Raw genomic sequence first — 17,494 nt, forward strand, 5'->3', positions numbered from 1 at the left:
CCCGGTGTGCACTGGCTGGTGAGGCCATAGATGCGGTGGTCAACTGACCTGGATCATAACCCCCGCGTCACGTGCAACTGCACGAGCAGATGCACGTGCACGGCGAGTGTTCTCACAGTTACACCCTTGACGCGCGCTTTACCTGACGATGTGCGACCGTATGCCGCCGTTTCACCGAAGCCGTCCCAGCGCCTGCCCCGAAGCAGTCGGTGCATGCCCGCCCCGCTTCCATCCGACCATGATCATCCATGGCGCGGATCGAGCCGGATCACCGGGATCGGATTCCTCGTGCACAAGGAAGAGACGCATTCCGGGCCCTTACTGTTCCACGCCCGGTAAGGAAGTCCTGGCGCACGGAAGTTCCCGGCGGGCTCTGCTGATAGCTTGCTGCGGGCCGTCCGGCCGAGGGCGGCGGACGCCTACAGCTTGGGGAGCCTGACGTGACTTCGGCGACTGCTTCGACCGGTACACGGGTGCGGATCGCGGCCCTGGCCGCGGGACTGGTGGGCGCGCTGGCGCTGACGGCGTGCGGTGGCGGCGGCGGCGACCACTCCTCCGCGGACCCGTCGAGCACGGCGAGCGCCGCCCCCACCCCGTCCTCGTCCGCCGACGGCTCCGGTGTGAGCGGGGCCTCCGGCAAGCTCCAGGGCAGCTGGCTGGCCACCAGCGGCGGCACCATCGTGGCCCTGGTGATCAACGGCAAGCAGGCCGGGATCTTCGCGACCGGCGGCACGGTGTGCAGCGGCACCGCGGGCACCGAGTCCGGCATGCAGATGATCCATCTGACCTGCGCCAAGGGCAGCAAGGACCGCACCACCGGGATGGTCGACTCGGTCGACGGCACGTCCATGAAGGTGACCTGGTCGGGCAAGGTGGGCCAGGAGACGTACACCAAGGCGGAGGGCGGCAAGCTGCCGTCGGGCCTGCCGACCGCCGCGGCGCAGTGACACTCCCTTCTCGTACGGAAAACACGGAAACACGGGAAGCACCTGAAGCGGTGATTCGCGAGGGGCGCGCGAACGGGGTGGCCGTCCAGGCGCGATGATGCAGGAGCACCGTCACGACCTCGATGGGACCTGCTCATGCGCGCCTTTCCGCTCACCGTCACCGCCGTTGCCGCCGCCCTGCTGCTGACCGCCTGCGGTGGCGGGGGCAACAGCGGCAGCGGCGGCAAGAACAGCTCGGCCTGCCAGATCGGCGGGGTGTCCCTCCAGGTCGGGGCGGCGAGCGTGGCGCCGGCGGCGGGCGACACCGGCGAGGTGCCGGTCAGCATCACCAACCAGAGCAAGACCTGCACGCTGGAGGGCTTCCCCGGCGTCACCCTGGGCAAGTCCGGCGCGAGCGCGAAGCTGTCCGCCCAGAAGGGCGCGAAGGCGCAGACCCTGAAGCTCGCCAAGGGCGACGCCGCGACCTTCACCATCAGCTATGTGCGCGGCAAGGACGGCGACGCCACCGGCCTCGCGGCCACCGAGCTGAAGATCACCCTGCCCGGCGGGGACGCGGTGCAGAGCTTCCCCTGGAAGTACGGCCCGATCGCCGGCCAGGGCGCCGCGACCAAGCCGAACGCCTCCGTGAGCACCTTCCAGCAGGCCGGCGACTGAGGCGCCGGGGGCGCAGGGACCACGTCTCACTCCAGCCGTGGCCGCGCCCTGACCTGGGCGCGGTCCGCGGCGGCCGCGCCCTCCGTCCAGCCCGCCTCGTCGCTCACTCCGCGCAGCCGGGTGGTCGTGGTCTGCGGGAACATCCGCTCCATGCGGCCGGTGACCGCCAGCTCGCGGGTGGCCAGCACCGGCAGCAGGTCCTGGGTGACCTGGCTCTCGGCGGCGGTCGCGAGCCGGGCGCCGACCCGGTGGGCGTAGGCGGCGAGGAAGGACTGCCGGAAGGTCTTGGTGCGCTTGCGCCCGGCCGCCCGCTGGCCCGCCTCGGCCTTGGTCATGGCGTGCGTGGCCTGCACCAGCAGCGAGGTGTAGAGCAGTTCGACCGCCTCCAGGTCGGCCTCGAAGCCGACGACGGTGGAGAAGCAGAGCGGTTCGTTCCACACCGCGCGGCAGTGGTTGGCGGTGGCCACAGCGTCCAGCAGGACGGCCTTGGCCTGTTCGTACGGCGGTTCGACGCCTATCCGGCAGGCCCCGGGCGCGTCCGGCGCGGGCGCGGCGGCGGCGAGCAGCGCCTCGTCGACGCTGTGCCGGGCCATCAGCTCCTGCGCCTTGGCGGTCAGGGCCTCGGCCTCCTCCGGGTAGCCGGTCGCCTCGGCCTTGGCGAGCAGCGCGCGGATGCGGCCGAGGAGCCGGGCGGCGGCGGGGTCGTGGGGGCGGCGGGTCTCCTCCTCCAGGAGTTCGAGGGAGGGCAGGCGCAGCAGCAGGCGGTACAGCTCCAAGGCGGTGGTGGCATGGGAGAAGCGGTCGGCTCCGGCGGCCGGGCCCTCGGGCAGCTCGTCGAGCTGGGCGGCCCAGCGGCGCCCGCGCGGCCGGTCCGCGCCGGACTGCGCCCGGATCAGGGCCGCGGCCAGCCGCACGTGCGGCTGGTCGAGGTCGCGCCGCACGAGTCGTACGACATCGGCGGGCGCCCAGCCGCGCCGCCACGCGGTCGCCACGAACTCCTCGCCGCGCCGCGCGAGTTCGGGGTCCGCGGCGGGGTCGGCGGCGAGCAGGGAGGCGCCGGTGTCGAGGCCGGTGTCGGTGTCGTCGTAGAGCGCGGCCCGGAAGGCCCGCTCGACCGTGCTGGCAGAACTGGTCACAGCGCCGATCGTGCCACGCCCCGCCGACAACGCGCCGCGCACCGTCCACAGCCTGTGGATAAATCCATGCGACCTCAGGGTTCCCTTCATTCGGGACTCCCTCAACTGTCAACCTTCGGTTGACACCACCGTGGGCGCAACCTACGGTTGACACATGGCGACCAACCCGAACATCACGGCATCCGTGCGCCTCGACGACCTCATCGAGGCCATCAAGAAGGTTCATCCCGAACCCCTCGACCAGCTGCAGGACGCGGTGATCGCGGCCGATCACCTCGGCGATGTGGCGGACCATCTGATCGGGCACTTCGTGGACCAGGCCCGTCGCTCGGGCGCTTCCTGGTCCGATATCGGCAAGAGCATGGGCGTGACCCGGCAGGCGGCGCAGAAGCGGTTCGTGCCGAAGGAGTCCGCCGACCTCGACCCCAGCCAGGGCTTCAACCGCTACACCCCGCGCGCGCGGAACGTGGTCATGGCCGCGCACAACGAGGCGGTGGCCGCCCGCAATCCCGAGGGCCGCCCCGAACACCTCGTCCTCGGGCTGCTGGCCGAGCCGGAGGGCATCGCGGCGAAGGCGATCACCGCGCAGGACGTCCCGCTGGACACCGTGCGCGAAGCCGCGGCGGCCGCGCTGCCGCCGGCCGCCGAGGAGGTCCCCGACCTCGTCCCCTACGGCCCCGAGGCCAAGAAGGTCCTGGAACTCACCTTCCGCGAGGCGCTGCGGCTCGGGCACAACTACATCGGCACCGAGCACATCCTGCTGGCCCTGCTGGAGCACGAGAACGGCGCGGGCGTCCTCAGCGGGCTCGGCGTCACCAAGGCCGCGGCCGAGGAGTACGTGGACAGGGTCCTCGCACTGCTTCTGGAGAAGCACTCAAAGACCCCCACCGAGGACTGAAACCGCAGGTCACGGCGATTGTCAGTGCCGCCTGCCACACTCGCAGTCATGGCCGACCGGTGGGCACTCGCTCCGGCCGAGGACGGTGGCGTGGACGTCGCCCCCCTCGGCCCGGACGGGCTGCCCGCCGGACCGGTGCGGCGGGAGAGCGATCCCGCCGGGGCGGTGCGGAGCCGCCCGGAGGTGACGCGCTGGGTGTGGCGGTCGACCGCCGACGTCTATCCGCGCCTGCTCGCCACGGGGGTGCGAGTGGAGCGGTGCTACGACATCGAGGTCGCCGAGACCCTGCTGCTGGGCCACGAGGGGCGGTACGGCGAACCACGCTCGGCCGCCGCCGCCCTGGCCCGCCTCCGGGGCGGCCCCGTGCCGGCCGATCCGCCGCAGCGGGCGGCCGATCCGGGCGCCCAGTCCACGCTGTTCGAGTCCAGCGGCGCCGCGCTGCCGCTGGCCGACCTCCTCGCGGTCTACGCCGACCAGCTGCGACGGCACGAGAAGGCGGGCGACCCGGGCCGGATGCGGCTGCTGACCGCCGCCGAGTCCGCGGGCACCCTGGTGGCCGCCGAGATGAACCGGGCCGGGCTGCCCTGGAGCGCCGAGGTCCACCGCGGGCTGCTGCGCGAGCTGCTCGGGGAGCGGTATGCGGGCGGGGGCGAGCCGCGCCGTCTCGCGGAGCTGGCGGACGAGGTCTCCGCCGCGTTCGGGCGCCGGGTCCGGCCCGATCTGCCGGCCGATGTGATCAGGGCGTTCGCGCAGGCCGGGATCAAGGTGCGGTCCACCCGCCGCTGGGAGATCGAGTCCCTCGACCATCCGGCCGTCGCACCGCTGCTCGCATACAAGAAGCTGTACCGCATCTGGGTGGCCCACGGCTGGTCCTGGCTCCAGGACTGGGTGCGCGAGGGCCGCTTCCGCCCGGAGTTCCAGGCCGGTGGCACAGTCACCGGGCGCTGGGTGACCCATGGCGGGGGCGCCCTGCAGATCCCCAAGGTGATCCGGCGGGCCGTGGTCGCCGACCCCGGCTGGCGGCTGGTGGTGGCCGACGCCGACCAGATGGAGCCGCGGGTGCTGGCCGCGATCTCCCGTGACCCCGGTCTGATGGAGGTCGCGGGCCGGGACAGCGACCTCTACCAGGCGGTGTCCGACCGGGCCTTCTCCGGCGACCGCGAGCAGGCCAAGCTGGCCGTGCTCGGCGCGGTCTACGGCCAGACCTCCGGCGACGGACTGAAGAACCTCGCCGCGCTGCGCCGCCGCTTCCCGAAGGCCGTCGCCTATGTCGACGACGCGGCGCGGGCGGGTGAGGAGGGCCGGCTGGTGCGGACCTGGCTGGGCCGCACCTGCCCACCGGCCGCGGGCACCGGCGAGGACGCGGCGGACGAGGCGGGCATTCCCATCGGGCCCGGGGAGGACGAGGGGGAGACACCGGCCGACGGCCAGACGGCCTGGGTCCCGGGCTACGCCTCCGCCAACTCCCGTGCGCGGGGCCGCTTCGCGCGCAACTTCGTCGTCCAGGGCAGCGCCGCCGACTGGACCCTGCTGCTGCTCGCCGCGCTGCGCCGCTCCTGCGCCGGGCTGCGGGCCGAGCTGGTCTTCTTCCAGCACGACGAGGTGATCGTGCACTGCCCCGCCGAGGAGGCCGACACCGTGGTGGCCGCCATCCGCGAAGCGTCCGCCCTCGCCGGGCGGCTGACCTTCGGCGAGACACCGGTGCGGTTTCCGTTCACGACGGCGGTGGTGGAGTGTTATGCGGACGCGAAGTAGAAGTAGAAGCAGGGGCGTACGGGTGCGCTGCCGCGCGGGGTGACACCGTATCCGCGCGGGTCGGCTCCGGGCGGCGGATCGCTGCCGAGCAGGCGGGCAGCTGACGGCCGACGACTACCGCCGGGGGCGCCGGGTCGGTGCGGGCCGTCGCCGGGCGGTCTGCTGCGGCCGGGCGGACGCGCCTCTGACGGCCGACCGGGCCCGTCGCACGGAGCCAGACCCGAGCCGTACTGGTCGGCTCTGGACGACCGGTCGCCGTCGGGCGAGCCGAAGCCGAAGCCGGGCGGGCCGATTGCCGGGTGGGCAGGTGGCAGAGGGCCGGCCGTCGATGCCGGAGCCGGGTGGGGGGATGGTGAACGGCCGGGCGGCGTACGTCGGTTCAGTCGGACAGCAGTTCTCGCAGTTCGGTCAGTACGGATTGTTCGTCCGTGCCGGTCAGGGCGGTGAGGGCGGTGTGCCAGGCGGTGCGGGCCTCCGGGTGGCGGCCCTGGGCGTGCAGCAGGAGGCCGCGCTGGTGGCGGGCCAGGCCGCCCGTATAGCGGTCGGCGCGGGCGTCGGCGCGGCGCAGCAGCTCGCCGCACTCGATGTATGCCCGCTCCTCCTCCCCCAGCTCCCGTAGCGCGCGGACCAGGCCGAGCCGGGTCTGGGACTCGCCGTGCCAGTCGCCGTGCCCGCCGAGGATGCTGAGGCTCTGCTCGAAGTGCCGGGCGGCGGCGGCCGGTTCACCGAGGGTGAGATGGGCGTAGCCGATGTTGCAGTGCGCGGAGTGGCGCACGATGACGGCGCCGACCGTCTCCCCGATCGCCAGCGAGCGCCGGTGCTGCTCGATGGCGGCGCGCGGATCGGTGTGTTCGTAGAGGTTGCCGAGATGGCTGTGGGTGACGGCCTCGCCGACGGGGTCGTTCAGCAGCCGCGCGTAGGACAGGCTCTGCCGCAGCGCCTCCTCGGACTCCGCGAACCGGCCCAGTCCCTCCAGCAGCAGCCCCCGGTTGTTCAGACAGCGCCGGATGCGGCTCGCCACCCCGAGCCGCCGCCAGCTCTCCAGGCAGCGGTCGGTCAGCGCGAGGGCGTCCTTGAGCCGGCCGGTCAGGAAGTGCAGGCCCGCGAGATCGCCGAGGGCGTACGCCCGCGCCTCCTCGTCGTCGAGCCGCCCTGCCGCCCCGAGCGCGGCCCGCCCGAGCACCTCCATCTCCGCGACCCGGCCACTGCGCTGCACATACGGGAACAACAGGCGGGTCAGCACCGAGAGATGGGCCAGCCTGCGCGGATCGGCGGCCCCGGTGTTGCGCGCCACCAGCGCGACCACGTTCTCCAGCTCCGTCTCGCCCCAGGCGAACGCCTGCCCGGCCGACTCGAAGGACCGCAGCCCGGCCACATCGGCGGCGTGCTCCGGCGGCTGCGCGGGGGTCGGCCGCAGCCGGTCGTCCAGGTCGAGGCCGGGTTCCACGATGGCGACGAGCGCGCGCTCGGCCACGGCGGCGTACCAGCGCAGGGCGACGAGGTCGGGGTGCGTGTCGCTCCGGGTACGGGTGGGAGCCCGGTCGGCCGGGGAGGGGTCGGCCGTCGTAAGCAACTCCCCGTCTTTCGCGGCCAGTTCGCGGGCGAACTCGCGGACCAGGTCGTGCGGGGTGTAGCGGCCGTAGGCCGTCTCCTCCAGGAGGGCCACGTCGACCAGGCGGTCCAGGGCGGCCTCGGCGCGGCGCGCGTCGATGCCGGTGAGACGGGCGAGGAGCGGGGCGCCGTAGGTCGGCAGGTCGAGCGCGCCGACGCGGCGCAGCACGAGGGCCGCGTCCCGGTCGGCCTCGCGTTCGGCGGCGGCGAGGGCGTCATGGGCGACGGCGAGGGAGCGCCGGACGCTGAGGTCGTCGTACTCCAGCTGCCGCAATCTGTCTCCGCCGGCGGCCAGTTGACCGGCCAGCACATCCGGGGTGAGGGCGCGCCGGGCCACGAGCCGGGCGGCGACCACGCGCAGCGCCAGCGGCAGTCCGCCGGTCAGCTCGACCAGGGCGTGTCCGGCGTCCAGTCCCGGACGGCCGCTCAGCGCGCGGAGCAGGGCCGCGCTGTCCTCGCCGGTCAGCGGGGTGAGCGGGAAGCGCCGGGCGCCGTCGAGGGTGGTCAGCGGGGAGCGGCTGGTGACGATCACCGCGCAGCCGGGTCCGGCCGGGAGCAGGGGACGTACCTGGGCGGCGTCGGCCGCGTCGTCCAGGACCAGCAGGATGCGGGCGGGGGCGAGCAGGGAGCGGAGCAACGCGGCTGCCGCATCCGGGTGTTCGGGCACATTGCGGGGCTCGACCCCGAGGTCGCGGAGCAGGGTGGCGAGCGCCTGCGCCGGGGCGAGCGGGGGCATCCCGGGGGTGGCGCCGTGCAGATTGACGTAGAGCTGACCGTCGGGGAAACGTTCCCGCAGCTCATGGGCCACATGCAGGGCGAGCGCGCTCTTGCCGACGCCCGCCATGCCGGAGACCACGGCGACGGCCGGGCCCGGCGCGGGCGGCTCGGTCAGCGCGTGCCGCAGGGCGCGGCGGACGAGGGTACGGCCGGTGAAGTGGGCCGGTGGGGGCGGGAGTTGGGCGAGGGGCGGGGGGTGCGGTGCGGGCGTGTCGCCGTCGTGCTCGTCCGTACCCGAAACCACGGAGGTGACCGGCTTCAGTCCGCCATCGGCTCCCCGCGCGGGCGGGTGCGCCGTCGGATTCCGGTCCCCCGCCGGGCGGCCGGCCTCGGTCGACCGGTAGGACTCACCGCCGTGCCCGTGCCCGTACTCGTACCCATCCCCGCCCCCGTTCCCCTCCTCTCCCTCTCCCTCGCCCTCCGGGAGCCACGCGCCGCTCCCGTCGCTCCCCCGCAGCACCTCCACATGGGCCTCGCGCATGGCGGGGCCGGGTTCGACGCCGAGTTCCTCGATCAGACGGGCGCGCAGATCGCGGTGGACGGCGAGGGCCTCGGCCTGGCGGCCGGTGCGGTGCAGGGCGAGCATCAGCTGGCGGTGGTACGCCTCGCGGAGCGGATGCTCGGCGACGAGGGCCGACAGCTCGGGGACGAGGGCCGTCAACCGCGTTCCGCCGAGGGCGAGTTCGGCGTCGTAGCGCCACTTCAGCAGGATCAGCCGCGCCTCCTCCAGGCGGGGCACCAGGGCGCGGCCGCCGAGGTCGGGCAGTCCGCTGAGCGGGGTACCGCGCCACAGCGCGAGCGCGTCGGTGCAGGACCGTACGACGCCCGGCCAGTCCTGGCGGGCGTGCGCGGCGCGGGCGTCGGTGACCAGCGCGTCGAACACGTCCACGTCCCGCTCGCCCTGGTCGACGCGGAGCAGATAGCCCGGCGGCACGGACCTGAGCCGTTCGGGATCGTCCAGGAGCCGGCGCAGCCGGGTGACATGGTTGTGCAGGGACGCCTGCGCGGAGGCCGGCGGCGCCCCGCCCCACAGCGCGTCCTTCAGCGACTCGACCGACACGACCCGGCCGGGCTCCAGCAGCAGCGCGGCGAGGAGGGCGCGCATCTTGGGGCTGCCGATGGCGCGGGCGGTGGTGTCGGGTGTGCCCTCGCCTGGGACGGCACGGTCGGGGGCCGCGTGGCCGAGCGCGGCATGGCCGGGGGTGGCGGGCACCGCGTCGTACGGCGTCTCGTACGACCGCGTCCCGCCCGGGTCGTCGTACAACGGGTCGTCGTACAACGGGTCGTCGTACGACGGGCGGTCGTAGAGGACCAGCGGACCCAGCAGTCCGAACCGCAGCTCGCGCCGCCCTTTCACGCCGCTCCACTGCCTTCCCGCGCGGTCGGGGCCGACCGTGCTCCGCGCCGGGCGCGTGCCCGCCGTGCTCCTGGCGGGAATCCGTCCCGCAGGCGACGATTTCCCGCCACCTTCCGCGGGCGGTCCCCTGTCGCCGTCCGCGGGGCGATCGGCCCTGGTCAGTGGCCGTCCGGGCATCCGGCCGCCGGTCCGCTCACCGGCCTGCCGCCGCTGCCGCCGGGCGAGTTCCGGTCATCCGACCTGTCACGCACCGACGTTCCCTCGGCCACATGTTAGCGATCCGTTGGTGAGACTTGATGTGATCATTCCATCGGAACCGGCCCGACGGCGCGCGCGTCAGTCGCGTAACTCGGGGGAGTGTCGCCGCAGGTCGGATCCGGGGACGTGGGTGGTCCCGGTCGGCGGAGGTGAACGACCGGGACCCCGTCCCGCCTCCCCCGCCCCGAGTGCTCAGATCACGGGCGGGCGGCCCAGCCCGGTCAGCCGCCACACCGTCCGCCAGCGCATCGGCCGGCGCTCCCCCGCCGGTTCCCGGACCCCCTCCACGAACCCGCCGAACCATGCCTTGAGCCCGGCCGCGGAACGGGTGCGGGCGAGGGTGAGCAGGGTCCAGACCCCGAGGTGGACCGGGATGAGCGGCAGCGGCAGCCGGCGCCGTGCGAGCCAGACGCGGTTACGGGCGTTGACGCGGTAGTAGACGGCGTGCCGGGCCGGGGAGGTCCTGGGGTGCTGGAGCAGCAGTTCGGGGCAGTAGCGGATCTTCCAGCCGGCGTCGGCGGCGCGCCAGGCGAGGTCGGTCTCCTCGTGCGCGAAGAAGAACTCGGCCGGCCAGTCCCCGGTCTCGGCCAGCATGGCCGTGCTCAGCGCGTGGCCGCCGCCCAGGAATCCGGTGACGTAGCCGCCGCGCAGCGGGTCGGAGCCGCCGATCCTGGGCACGTGCCGCTGCTGGGTCTCGCCGTGCTCGTCGGCGATGCGGAAGCCGACGATGCCGAGGCGCGGTTCGGCGGCGTACAGGTCCCGTACCCGGCGCAGCACATCGGCGTCGACGAGCAGCCCGTCGTCGTCCAGTTCCACGACGACGTCGATGTCCCCGAACTCCCGCAGCCGGGCGAGGGCGATGTTGCGGCCGCCCGGGCAGCCCAGGTTCTCCGGCACGTCGACGGTGGTGACCTCGCCGGGCAGGGAGAGCCGGCGGGCGAACTCGGGGAGCCGGCAGCCGTTGCCGACGATCACGGTCCGGGCGGGGGCGAGGTCCTGCTTGGCCACGGACTCCAGCAGGGCGTCGACCTCGGCGGGGCGGTTGCCCATGGTCACCACGGCGACGGCGATCCTCGGCTCCACCATGTGCACATCCCGTCCGGCAGCGGCGGCGCGTTCCTGACCACGCGCCGCCCATCGTTCACCAAGAGGTCGTCCCGCCTCCGTCGGTTCACCCCCCTCTGGGCCCTTTACATCCTTTTTGCGATACTTTGCCGCACGCGGGGGAATTTCGGTTCAGGACATGACCGAACAACCCGAGTTCCGTTCTGTCGCCCGGTGTGCCTTTTGCCTGGTGGGGTTCGTGCGCGTCCGTGATCCCCCGAACCGGCTCCCGAAATCGGCCCACAGACCCCAAGTCCCTTGCGAGCCATATGACTTGTCGCCTTCGTAGCAAGGGGTTACCTTCGTGTGCTAGGCGCGGCTTCACGCAAGCGCTGCGCCTCACGGGGGAGGCACGACGACGCTTCGGCTCGCCGCCGAGGCGGGGGGGTAGGCAGCACATGGCAACCCGAACCACCCATGCCCCGCCGCACGGCGCACAGTTGCCGCACGGCACACAGATACGGATCGTCGTGGTGGACGGCCACCATCTGTTCCGCACCGGTCTGGTCTCCCTGCTCACCTCGGTGCCGGCCTTCGCGGTCGAGGCCGAGGGCGCGACCGGCGACGAGGCGGTCGCCCTGTGCCGGTCGACGGCCCCCGACGTCCTGATCCTGGACATCGAACTGCCCGGCTCGGATCCGTACGAAGTGCTGACCGACGTCCTCAAGGAGAGCCCGGACACCAGGGTCATCATCCTGAGCATGCACGACGACGGCGCGCACATCCGCGAGCTGATCGCCGGCGGAGCCTCCGGCTATCTGCACAAGTCGGTGGACTACCCGGCGCTCAGGACGGCGATCCATTGTGTGACGCTGAACTCCGATCAGCTCGTCATCCACCTCCCGCAAAAAGCCCTGTTCCTCCACGACTGGGCCGAGCCCAGGCCGTCCGGGCTGATCTCCAAGCGCGAGCTGGAGGTGCTCGCCCTGCTCGCCGAGGGCGTGAGCAACGCCGAGCTCGCCCAGCGGCTGTTCATCAGCGTGAGCACCGTCAAGCGTCACCTCACCAACATCTACCGCAAGCTGGGCGCGGTCTCCCGGGTCGACGCGGCACGGCGGGCGGAGGCGGCGGGGCTGCTGCCCGCGCGCCGCCCGGCCGAGCGGTTCGTCATCGCAGGCTCGCCCTCACCTCCTCGGCCAGGTCGGCCACGTCCGCCCGAGCGGTGGCGTGAGACGTCATGAGCCGGGCCTGCCCCGTCGGCAGCAGCTGAAAGGACCAGCGCGGGCGCAGGAAGTCCGCCGCGGCGCGGGGTAGTTCGACGAAGACCGCGTTGGACTCCACCCGCTGCGCCAGCCGCACCCCGGGCAGCGCCGCCAGTTCCGCCGCGAGCCGGCCGGCCATGGTGTTCGCGTGCCGCGCGTTGTCCAGCCAGAGCCCGCCGTCGAGCAGCGCGCCGACCTGGGCGGCGAGAAAGCGCATCTTGGACGCCAACTGCCCCTGCTGTCTGCGCAGATAGGGGGCCCGCTCGGCGATGCCGGGAGCCATCAGGAGCAGCGCGTCGGCGCCGAGAGCCCCGTTCTTGGTGAAGCCGAAGCTCAGCGCGTCCGCGTAGCGGGCGATGTCGGCCACCGTGCAGCCCAGCCGGGCCACGGCGTTGGCGAGCCGCGCCCCGTCCAGATAGACCCGCAGCCCCCTGCGGTCGCACAGCTCCCGCAGCTCCGCCAGCTCCCGCAGGGTGTAGCAGGTGCCCAGCTCGGTGACCTGGGTGAGCGCCACCGTGGCGGGGCGCGGTGTGCGCACATCCGTGCAGCGCTCCAGTACGGCCTCGATCGCGGCCGGGGTGAGCTTGCCGTCCGGCGCCGGGGCCGTCAGCAGCTTGCGGCCCAGCATCGCCTCGACCGCGCCGCACTCGTCCACGGCGAAGTGGGACTGCTCGGCGCAGATGATCGCGTCTCCCGGACCGAGCAGGACGGACAGCCCGAGCACATTGGCGGCGGTGCCGTTGAAGACCAGCAGCGGCACCGCCGTGGGCCCGGCCAGTTCGCGCAACTCCGCCTCGGCGGCGGCCGTCCAGCGGTCACCGCCGTAGGCGGGGGCCGGGCCGGGGGCGGCCGCCGCGAGCGCGGCGAGCACGGCGGGATGGGCCTCCGCGTGGTTGTCGCTCGCGAAGTCCGTACGCGGGGAACCCGAGGGTCCGTTCATGGTGTCAAATGCTCTGCCGGAAAAGGGAGTCGGGACAACCTCCCGGACGGCTCGCCCCGCTCCTCCCTCCCGCTCGGCTTCGCTGCGACCAGGGCGCACCACCCGGCCCGCAAGGGTCGTATCTCCGTCACTACGACCCTCTCGCCGCGGCAAGCCGCTCTTAGGCTCGGTGGCGCCTGTGGCGATCCGCCGGGGCGCCCTCGAAAGGAGTGAGAGGGATGAGCGTTACGCCCATACGTGCGAACGCGCCGGACACCACCCCGCCCGCATACCTGTCGGTGTGCTTCTTCGGCCGGTTCGCCACCTCGGTGGGCGGGGTGCCGGTCGAGCGATGGCGGGCCGGTAAGTCACGCAGTCTCTTCCAGTACCTGATGCTGCACCGCAGCCGGGTGATGACCCGCGACCAGTTACGGGACGCGCTGTGGCCGGAGGCCGAGTGGCGCGCCTCCTCCAGTTCGCTGAAGGTCGCCTGCTGCGGCGCGCGCAGCACCCTCGGCGCCAGCAAGCAGCCGGCCGGCACCGGGTCGCCCATCCGGCTGCTGCACCGCGACGGCGGCTATCTGCTCGACGCCGACGACGCCTGGTGCGACATCGAGGAGTTCCGCGAACGCGTCCACGAGGGGATGCGGCGCCGCGCCCACGGCCGCCCCGAGCAGGCCACCGAGAGCCTGGCCCGGGCGATCGCCCTCTACCACGGTGACTTCCTCGCCGGTCAGGACGAGGACTGGATCGCCGAGGCGCGGGAGTACTACCGCTCGCTCGCCCTGAGCGCCCTCGACGTCCTGCGCACGAGCGCGATGGAACGCGGCGACACGGACACGGTCGTCGCGCTCGGCCAGCGCACGCTCCAGATCGACGCCCTGCACGAGCCCACCTACCAGGCCCTGATCGAGGTCGCGGGGCTGCTCGGCCAGGAGGAGCAGGCGCTGCGCTGGTACCAGCTCTGCGAACGGCGGCTGCGGCGCCGGATCGGCGTCGAACCCTGCGCCGACACCCGGGGCGCCCTCCAACGGGTCCTGACCGGACGCGGCCGCACGGTCGTCCCCGGCCCCTTCGCCGTCCGTCCGGTGGCAGGGAGGGCCCGCGCATGACCGTGACCCCCTCGGCCGCGACACCGCCGGCCGTCGTCTCCCGGCTGCTCGGCCATCTGGCCCGGCACGCCGCCGAACGTCCCCGCGAACCCGCGGTGCGCACGGCCGACGGCCGCCTCGGCTGGGCCGAACTCGCCGCGTCCGTCGGCACGATGACCCGGGTGCTGGAGGCCCATGGCATCGGGCGCGGCACCGCGGTGGCGCTCGCCACCGGCCGGGACCGGCACGCGGTCACCGCGCTGCTGTCCGTCTGGTCGCTCGGCGCGAGCGCGGTGCTCCTCGACGAGCGGCATCCGGCGGCCCATCTCAGCGAGGTCGTCGTCAACTCCGGCGCCGAGTGGATCGTCGCGGCCGAGCTGACGCCCGAGGTGCTCGGCAACGGCGTGCCCGTGCTCACCGTCCCGGAACTGTTCGAGAAGCCCGCCGAGCCGGACGCCCGCACCGAGCGGACCGAGCCGGCCCGCCCCGACGACGTCGCCTATGTGATCCACACCTCCGGCAGCAGCGGCCGACCGAAGGGGGTCGATGTCTCCTTCGCGAACCTGGAGGCGTTCCTCGACGCGATCGAGACCCTCGACATGCCGCGCGGCGGCCACGGCATCAACGCGGTGTCGCCCGCGTTCGACGGCTGGCTCTGGTGCACCCTGCTGTACCTGGTGTTCGGCAACGCGCTCGGCATCGTGGACCTCGCGCGTTCGACGGCCGGCTCGCCCGCCGCCGCGATCGCCGCCCTCGCCCCCCGGGTGGTGTGCCTGACCCCGTCCCTGCTGGCCGCCTGCGAGGCGGGCGTGGGCAGCGCGGAGGCGATCGTGGTGGCGGGCGAACCCTGCCCGCCGGACCTGGTGGAGCGGCACGGGAGCGGGCGCCGGATGCTCAACGTCTACGGCCCGACCGAGGCCACCATCGCCGCCACCTGGGCGGACAGCGCCCGCGGCGACGACCTGGCCACCATCGGCACCGCGATCCCCGGCTACACCGTCCATGTGCTCGACCCCGAGGGCAGGCCGGTGCCCGACGGCACCCAGGGCGAGCTGTACATCGGCGGTCCCGGGGTCGCCCTCGGCTACCGCAACGAACCCGGCCTGACCGCACGGTACTTCGTGACCGACCCCGAGCGCGGCCGCGTCTACGGCACCGGGGACCTCGTACGGCGCCGGGCCGACGGCCTGCTGGAGTTCTGCGGCCGGGGCGACGACCAGGTCAAGGTGCGCGGGTTCCGGGTGGAGCTCGCCGAGATCGAGCGCCGGGCCGCCGGACCCGGGGTGGCGCGGGCCGTCGCCTATCTGCTGCCGGGGGGCCGGACCATCGGGCTCGCCGTGGTGGCCGCCGAGGACTATCCGGGGGACGGCGAGCTGCGGGAGCGGCTCGCCGCGGCGCTCCCCGCGCACCAGGTGCCGAGCGGCATCCGGCGCGTGCGGCGGCTGCCGCTGACCCCGAACGGCAAGACGGACCGGGCCGCGCTCGCCACGGCGCACGCGCTCGCCACCGGCCGGCCGACGCACCCGGCCGCCGACGGCACCGAGCCGCAGCCCGACGACTTCGCGGACGCCCTGATCGGCACGGTGACGAAGGTCTGGAACGCGGTCCTCGAACACCCGGTGACCGACGCGGACGCCGACTTCTTCGCCTCGGGCGGGCACTCCCTGCTGGCCGCCGGGGTGATCACCGCGCTGCGCCGGGAGACCGGGGTGTCCCTGTCGATGCGCGAACTGCTGGGCAACCCCACCATCCGCGGCTGCGCGGCGCTGCTCCGCGCCCGGCTGAACGAATCGGCGGCGGCCTCATGACCTATCTGCGTATCTGGGCGAAGGACGTGCCGGCGGCCCGTCCGGTGCTGCTCTGCCTGCCGCAGGCCGGTTCCGGCGCGCTCCAGTTCCAGAACTGGCAGCTGCGGCTGGGCTCCCGGGCCACCGTGTGCGGCGTACAGCTGCCGGGCCGGGAGGACCGGTGGGGCGAGCCGGTGCCGGACGGCATCGCCGAGGTGGTCGCCGCCGTGGTCGCGGAGCTGTCGGACGCCGGGCTCCGCGGCCGGCCGCTGGTCGTCTTCGGGGACAGTTTCGGCGGACTGCTCGCCTACGAGGTGGCGCGCGCCCTCGGCCCGGCCGCCCTGGTGGTGTGCGTCTGCCGGGCGCCGGTCCACTGGCGGCGCCACGGCGGGCTGGACGAGGACGACGTGGAACGGCTGGCCTCGGCGAGCGTCGAGGACTCGGCCCTGCCGCCCGAACTCCGCGCCGAGCTGCGGGAGATCGCCGCCGAGGTGCTGCGGCGCGACGCGGCACTCTCCGAGACCTTCCGCACCCCGCCGGACGCGGAGCCGCTGCGCTGCCCGGTGTACGCGTGGGGCGCCCTCGGCGACGAGACGGTCACCCCCGCGCAGCTCGACGACTGGCGCGAGGTCACCACCGGGCCGCTGCACCGGCATGACTTCACCGGCGGGCACCGGGTCAGCCGCGAGGATCCGCTCGCGCTGCTCGCCCTGCTGTCCGGGATCCTGTCCGACCTCGCCGAGGAGGAACCCGCGTGAATCCCGAGGCCCCGCCGGTGATCGACCTGCTCGATCCCGGCCCGTTCGCCCGCGACGACTTCTGGGACACCCTGGCCTGGCTGCGCGCCCACGCGCCGGTGTACCGGCACCGGGGCGGCGGCGCCCCGTTCTGGGTGCTGACGAAACACCGGGACATCACCGCCGTGTACGCGGACTCCACCCATTTCGGCTCGCGTTTCGGCATGCGCATCGGCAGCGATGTGGCGGCTGTGGCGGCGGTCTCCCAGCGCATGCTGATCGTCTCCGACCCGCCGCAGCACACCGCCGTCAAGCGGACCCTGATGGAGTGGTTCGGGCCCGCCCGGATGCCCCGCGTCGAACGGCTCGTCCGGCAGGTGGTGGACGAGCTGGTGACCGACGGCATCCTTGATGAGCCGCTGGACTTCATCGAGGTGGCCAAGCGGCTGCCGAACCATGTGGTGTGCGCCCTGATGGATCTGCCCCGGGCGGACTGGGACTGGGTGGGCGCGGTCACCACCGAGGCGTTCGACGACACCTCGGGCACCTACGCCAACGGGGAGATCTTCCTGTACTTCGCCGACCTCCTCGCGACGCGCCGGGCGCACCCGGGCGACGACTTCGTGAGCTGGGTCGCGGCGCACGGCCGGGTGGACGGCGACGGCGGGCGCCCGCTGACCGACGAGGAGATCATCTTCAACTGCAACGGAGTGCTCTCCGGCGCCAACGAGACCACCCGCTATGTCGCCGCCGGGGCGCTCCTTGCCTTCGCCCGGTTCCCCGAGCAGTGGGAGCGGCTGCGCGCGCTGGGCCCCGCCGGGGTGCCCGGGGCGGTGGAGGAGGCGCTGCGCTGGGCCTCGCCGGGAGTGCACGCGATGCGCACCGTGCTGCGGCCGACCGAGATCGCCGGGCAGCGGCTGCGGCCCGGGGAGCGGGTCACGCTGTGGAACGCGTCCGCCAACCGGGACGAGGAGGTCTTCGAGGAACCGGACCGGTTCCTCGTGGACCGCAGCCCCAACCGGCATCTGGCGTTCGGCCACGGCAGGCATCTGTGCCTGGGCGCGCGGATGGCGCGCTGCGAACTCGACGCGCTGCTGCGGCGGTTGGCCGGAAGTGTCGGGCGGGTGGAGCTGCTCGGAGCGCCGTCGTTCACACCGTCCAACTTCACCTGGGGGGTCAGCGCGCTGCCGGTGCGGCTGCACGGGCGTGCGTAACCACCGGGTAATGGCCGACGCCGACGATGCCGGGAGAACAACCATCT

13 protein-coding genes are annotated in these 17,494 nt (G+C 73.7%); 9 read left to right on the forward strand and 4 right to left on the reverse strand.

Features of this window, described 5'->3' with window-relative positions; all coding sequences use genetic code 11:
• The first annotated feature begins 440 nt into the window (after positions 1 to 440).
• Both AB0N90_RS34415 and AB0N90_RS34420 read left to right on the forward strand, forming a co-directional pair.
• Positions 441 to 947 (forward strand): hypothetical protein, encoded by a 507-nt coding sequence (locus AB0N90_RS34415; RefSeq protein ID WP_361682722.1) that lies wholly within the window; start codon positions 441 to 443, stop codon positions 945 to 947.
• Positions 948 to 1,082: 135 nt separating this feature from the next.
• Positions 1,083 to 1,601 (forward strand): DUF4232 domain-containing protein, encoded by a 519-nt coding sequence (locus tag AB0N90_RS34420; RefSeq protein WP_365203091.1) that lies wholly within the window; start codon positions 1,083 to 1,085, stop codon positions 1,599 to 1,601.
• Between the two features lie 26 nt (positions 1,602 to 1,627).
• On the opposite strand, the gene AB0N90_RS34425 is transcribed toward AB0N90_RS34420, so the two are convergent.
• Entirely contained in the window at positions 1,628 to 2,737 is a 1,110-nt protein-coding gene (locus AB0N90_RS34425; RefSeq protein ID WP_365203092.1) for a DUF2786 domain-containing protein, read from the reverse strand.
• A gap of 154 nt (positions 2,738 to 2,891) precedes the next feature.
• Between AB0N90_RS34425 and AB0N90_RS34430 the strand changes: the two genes are divergently transcribed.
• Both AB0N90_RS34430 and AB0N90_RS34435 read left to right on the forward strand, forming a co-directional pair.
• The gene (locus tag AB0N90_RS34430) at positions 2,892 to 3,635 is read left to right on the forward strand and encodes a Clp protease N-terminal domain-containing protein (protein WP_365203094.1); all 744 of its coding nucleotides are present in this window, start codon (positions 2,892 to 2,894) and stop codon (positions 3,633 to 3,635) included.
• 48 nt (positions 3,636 to 3,683) lie between these two features.
• On the forward strand, positions 3,684 to 5,390 hold the full coding sequence (locus tag AB0N90_RS34435; protein WP_365203096.1) for a bifunctional 3'-5' exonuclease/DNA polymerase: 1,707 nt from the start codon (positions 3,684 to 3,686) through the stop codon (positions 5,388 to 5,390).
• A 379-nt stretch (positions 5,391 to 5,769) separates the two neighbouring features.
• Here the strand turns inward: AB0N90_RS34435 and AB0N90_RS34440 are convergent, their stop codons facing one another.
• Both AB0N90_RS34440 and AB0N90_RS34445 read right to left on the reverse strand, forming a co-directional pair.
• Positions 5,770 to 8,898 carry a BTAD domain-containing putative transcriptional regulator gene (locus AB0N90_RS34440; protein ID WP_365203141.1) on the reverse strand — a complete coding sequence of 1,043 codons (3,129 nt, stop codon included), beginning with the start codon at positions 8,896 to 8,898 and terminating at the stop codon, positions 5,770 to 5,772.
• Positions 8,899 to 9,585: 687 nt separating this feature from the next.
• Positions 9,586 to 10,479, reverse strand: a complete 894-nt coding sequence (locus AB0N90_RS34445) for a glycosyltransferase (protein WP_365203098.1) — start codon at positions 10,477 to 10,479, stop codon at positions 9,586 to 9,588.
• Positions 10,480 to 10,895: 416 nt separating this feature from the next.
• Here AB0N90_RS34445 and AB0N90_RS34450 point away from each other — a divergent pair, with 416 nt between their 5' ends.
• Positions 10,896 to 11,678: a response regulator transcription factor gene (locus tag AB0N90_RS34450; protein WP_361682710.1), complete on the forward strand. Its 783-nt coding sequence runs from the start codon at positions 10,896 to 10,898 to the stop codon at positions 11,676 to 11,678.
• Here the strand turns inward: AB0N90_RS34450 and AB0N90_RS34455 are convergent.
• Positions 11,605 to 12,639: an aminotransferase class I/II-fold pyridoxal phosphate-dependent enzyme gene (locus AB0N90_RS34455; RefSeq protein ID WP_365203100.1), complete on the reverse strand. Its 1,035-nt coding sequence runs from the start codon at positions 12,637 to 12,639 to the stop codon at positions 11,605 to 11,607. The two genes, AB0N90_RS34450 and AB0N90_RS34455, sit on opposite strands and share 74 nt — an antisense overlap.
• A gap of 218 nt (positions 12,640 to 12,857) precedes the next feature.
• Here AB0N90_RS34455 and AB0N90_RS34460 point away from each other — a divergent pair, with 218 nt between their 5' ends.
• Genes AB0N90_RS34460 through AB0N90_RS34475 form a run of 4 tightly spaced genes read left to right on the forward strand, consistent with a single transcriptional unit; the run spans position 12,858 to position 17,447 of the window.
• Complete coding sequence (locus tag AB0N90_RS34460; protein ID WP_365203102.1) at positions 12,858 to 13,730, forward strand: BTAD domain-containing putative transcriptional regulator; 873 nt, start codon at positions 12,858 to 12,860, stop codon at positions 13,728 to 13,730.
• Positions 13,727 to 15,517 carry a non-ribosomal peptide synthetase gene (locus tag AB0N90_RS34465; RefSeq protein ID WP_365203104.1) on the forward strand — a complete coding sequence of 597 codons (1,791 nt, stop codon included), beginning with the start codon at positions 13,727 to 13,729 and terminating at the stop codon, positions 15,515 to 15,517. Before AB0N90_RS34460 ends, AB0N90_RS34465 begins: the two co-directional genes overlap by 4 nt.
• Entirely contained in the window at positions 15,514 to 16,254 is a 741-nt protein-coding gene (locus AB0N90_RS34470; protein ID WP_365203106.1) for a thioesterase domain-containing protein, read from the forward strand. Before AB0N90_RS34465 ends, AB0N90_RS34470 begins: the two co-directional genes overlap by 4 nt.
• On the forward strand, positions 16,251 to 17,447 hold the full coding sequence (locus AB0N90_RS34475; protein WP_365203108.1) for a cytochrome P450: 1,197 nt from the start codon (positions 16,251 to 16,253) through the stop codon (positions 17,445 to 17,447). Before AB0N90_RS34470 ends, AB0N90_RS34475 begins: the two co-directional genes overlap by 4 nt.
• Positions 17,448 to 17,494: the final 47 nt, after the last annotated feature.

Origin of the sequence: Streptomyces sp. NPDC093018, from assembly GCF_040684035.1 — a bacterium.
In the GTDB taxonomy this organism is placed as follows: Bacteria; Actinomycetota; Actinomycetes; order Streptomycetales; family Streptomycetaceae; genus Streptomyces; species Streptomyces murinus.

Coding starts and splice junctions, on each gene's coding strand:
- AB0N90_RS34420 (WP_365203091.1), top strand. CDS start 1,083: ATGCGCGCCTTTCCGCTCACCGTCACCGCCGTTGCCGCCGCCCTGCTG.
- AB0N90_RS34430 (WP_365203094.1), top strand. CDS start 2,892: ATGGCGACCAACCCGAACATCACGGCATCCGTGCGCCTCGACGACCTC.
- AB0N90_RS34435 (WP_365203096.1), top strand. CDS start 3,684: ATGGCCGACCGGTGGGCACTCGCTCCGGCCGAGGACGGTGGCGTGGAC.
- AB0N90_RS34445 (WP_365203098.1), bottom strand. CDS start 10,479: ATGGTGGAGCCGAGGATCGCCGTCGCCGTGGTGACCATGGGCAACCGC.
- AB0N90_RS34450 (WP_361682710.1), top strand. CDS start 10,896: ATGGCAACCCGAACCACCCATGCCCCGCCGCACGGCGCACAGTTGCCG.
- AB0N90_RS34455 (WP_365203100.1), bottom strand. CDS start 12,639: ATGAACGGACCCTCGGGTTCCCCGCGTACGGACTTCGCGAGCGACAAC.
- AB0N90_RS34460 (WP_365203102.1), top strand. CDS start 12,858: ATGAGCGTTACGCCCATACGTGCGAACGCGCCGGACACCACCCCGCCC.
- AB0N90_RS34465 (WP_365203104.1), top strand. CDS start 13,727: ATGACCGTGACCCCCTCGGCCGCGACACCGCCGGCCGTCGTCTCCCGG.
- AB0N90_RS34470 (WP_365203106.1), top strand. CDS start 15,514: ATGACCTATCTGCGTATCTGGGCGAAGGACGTGCCGGCGGCCCGTCCG.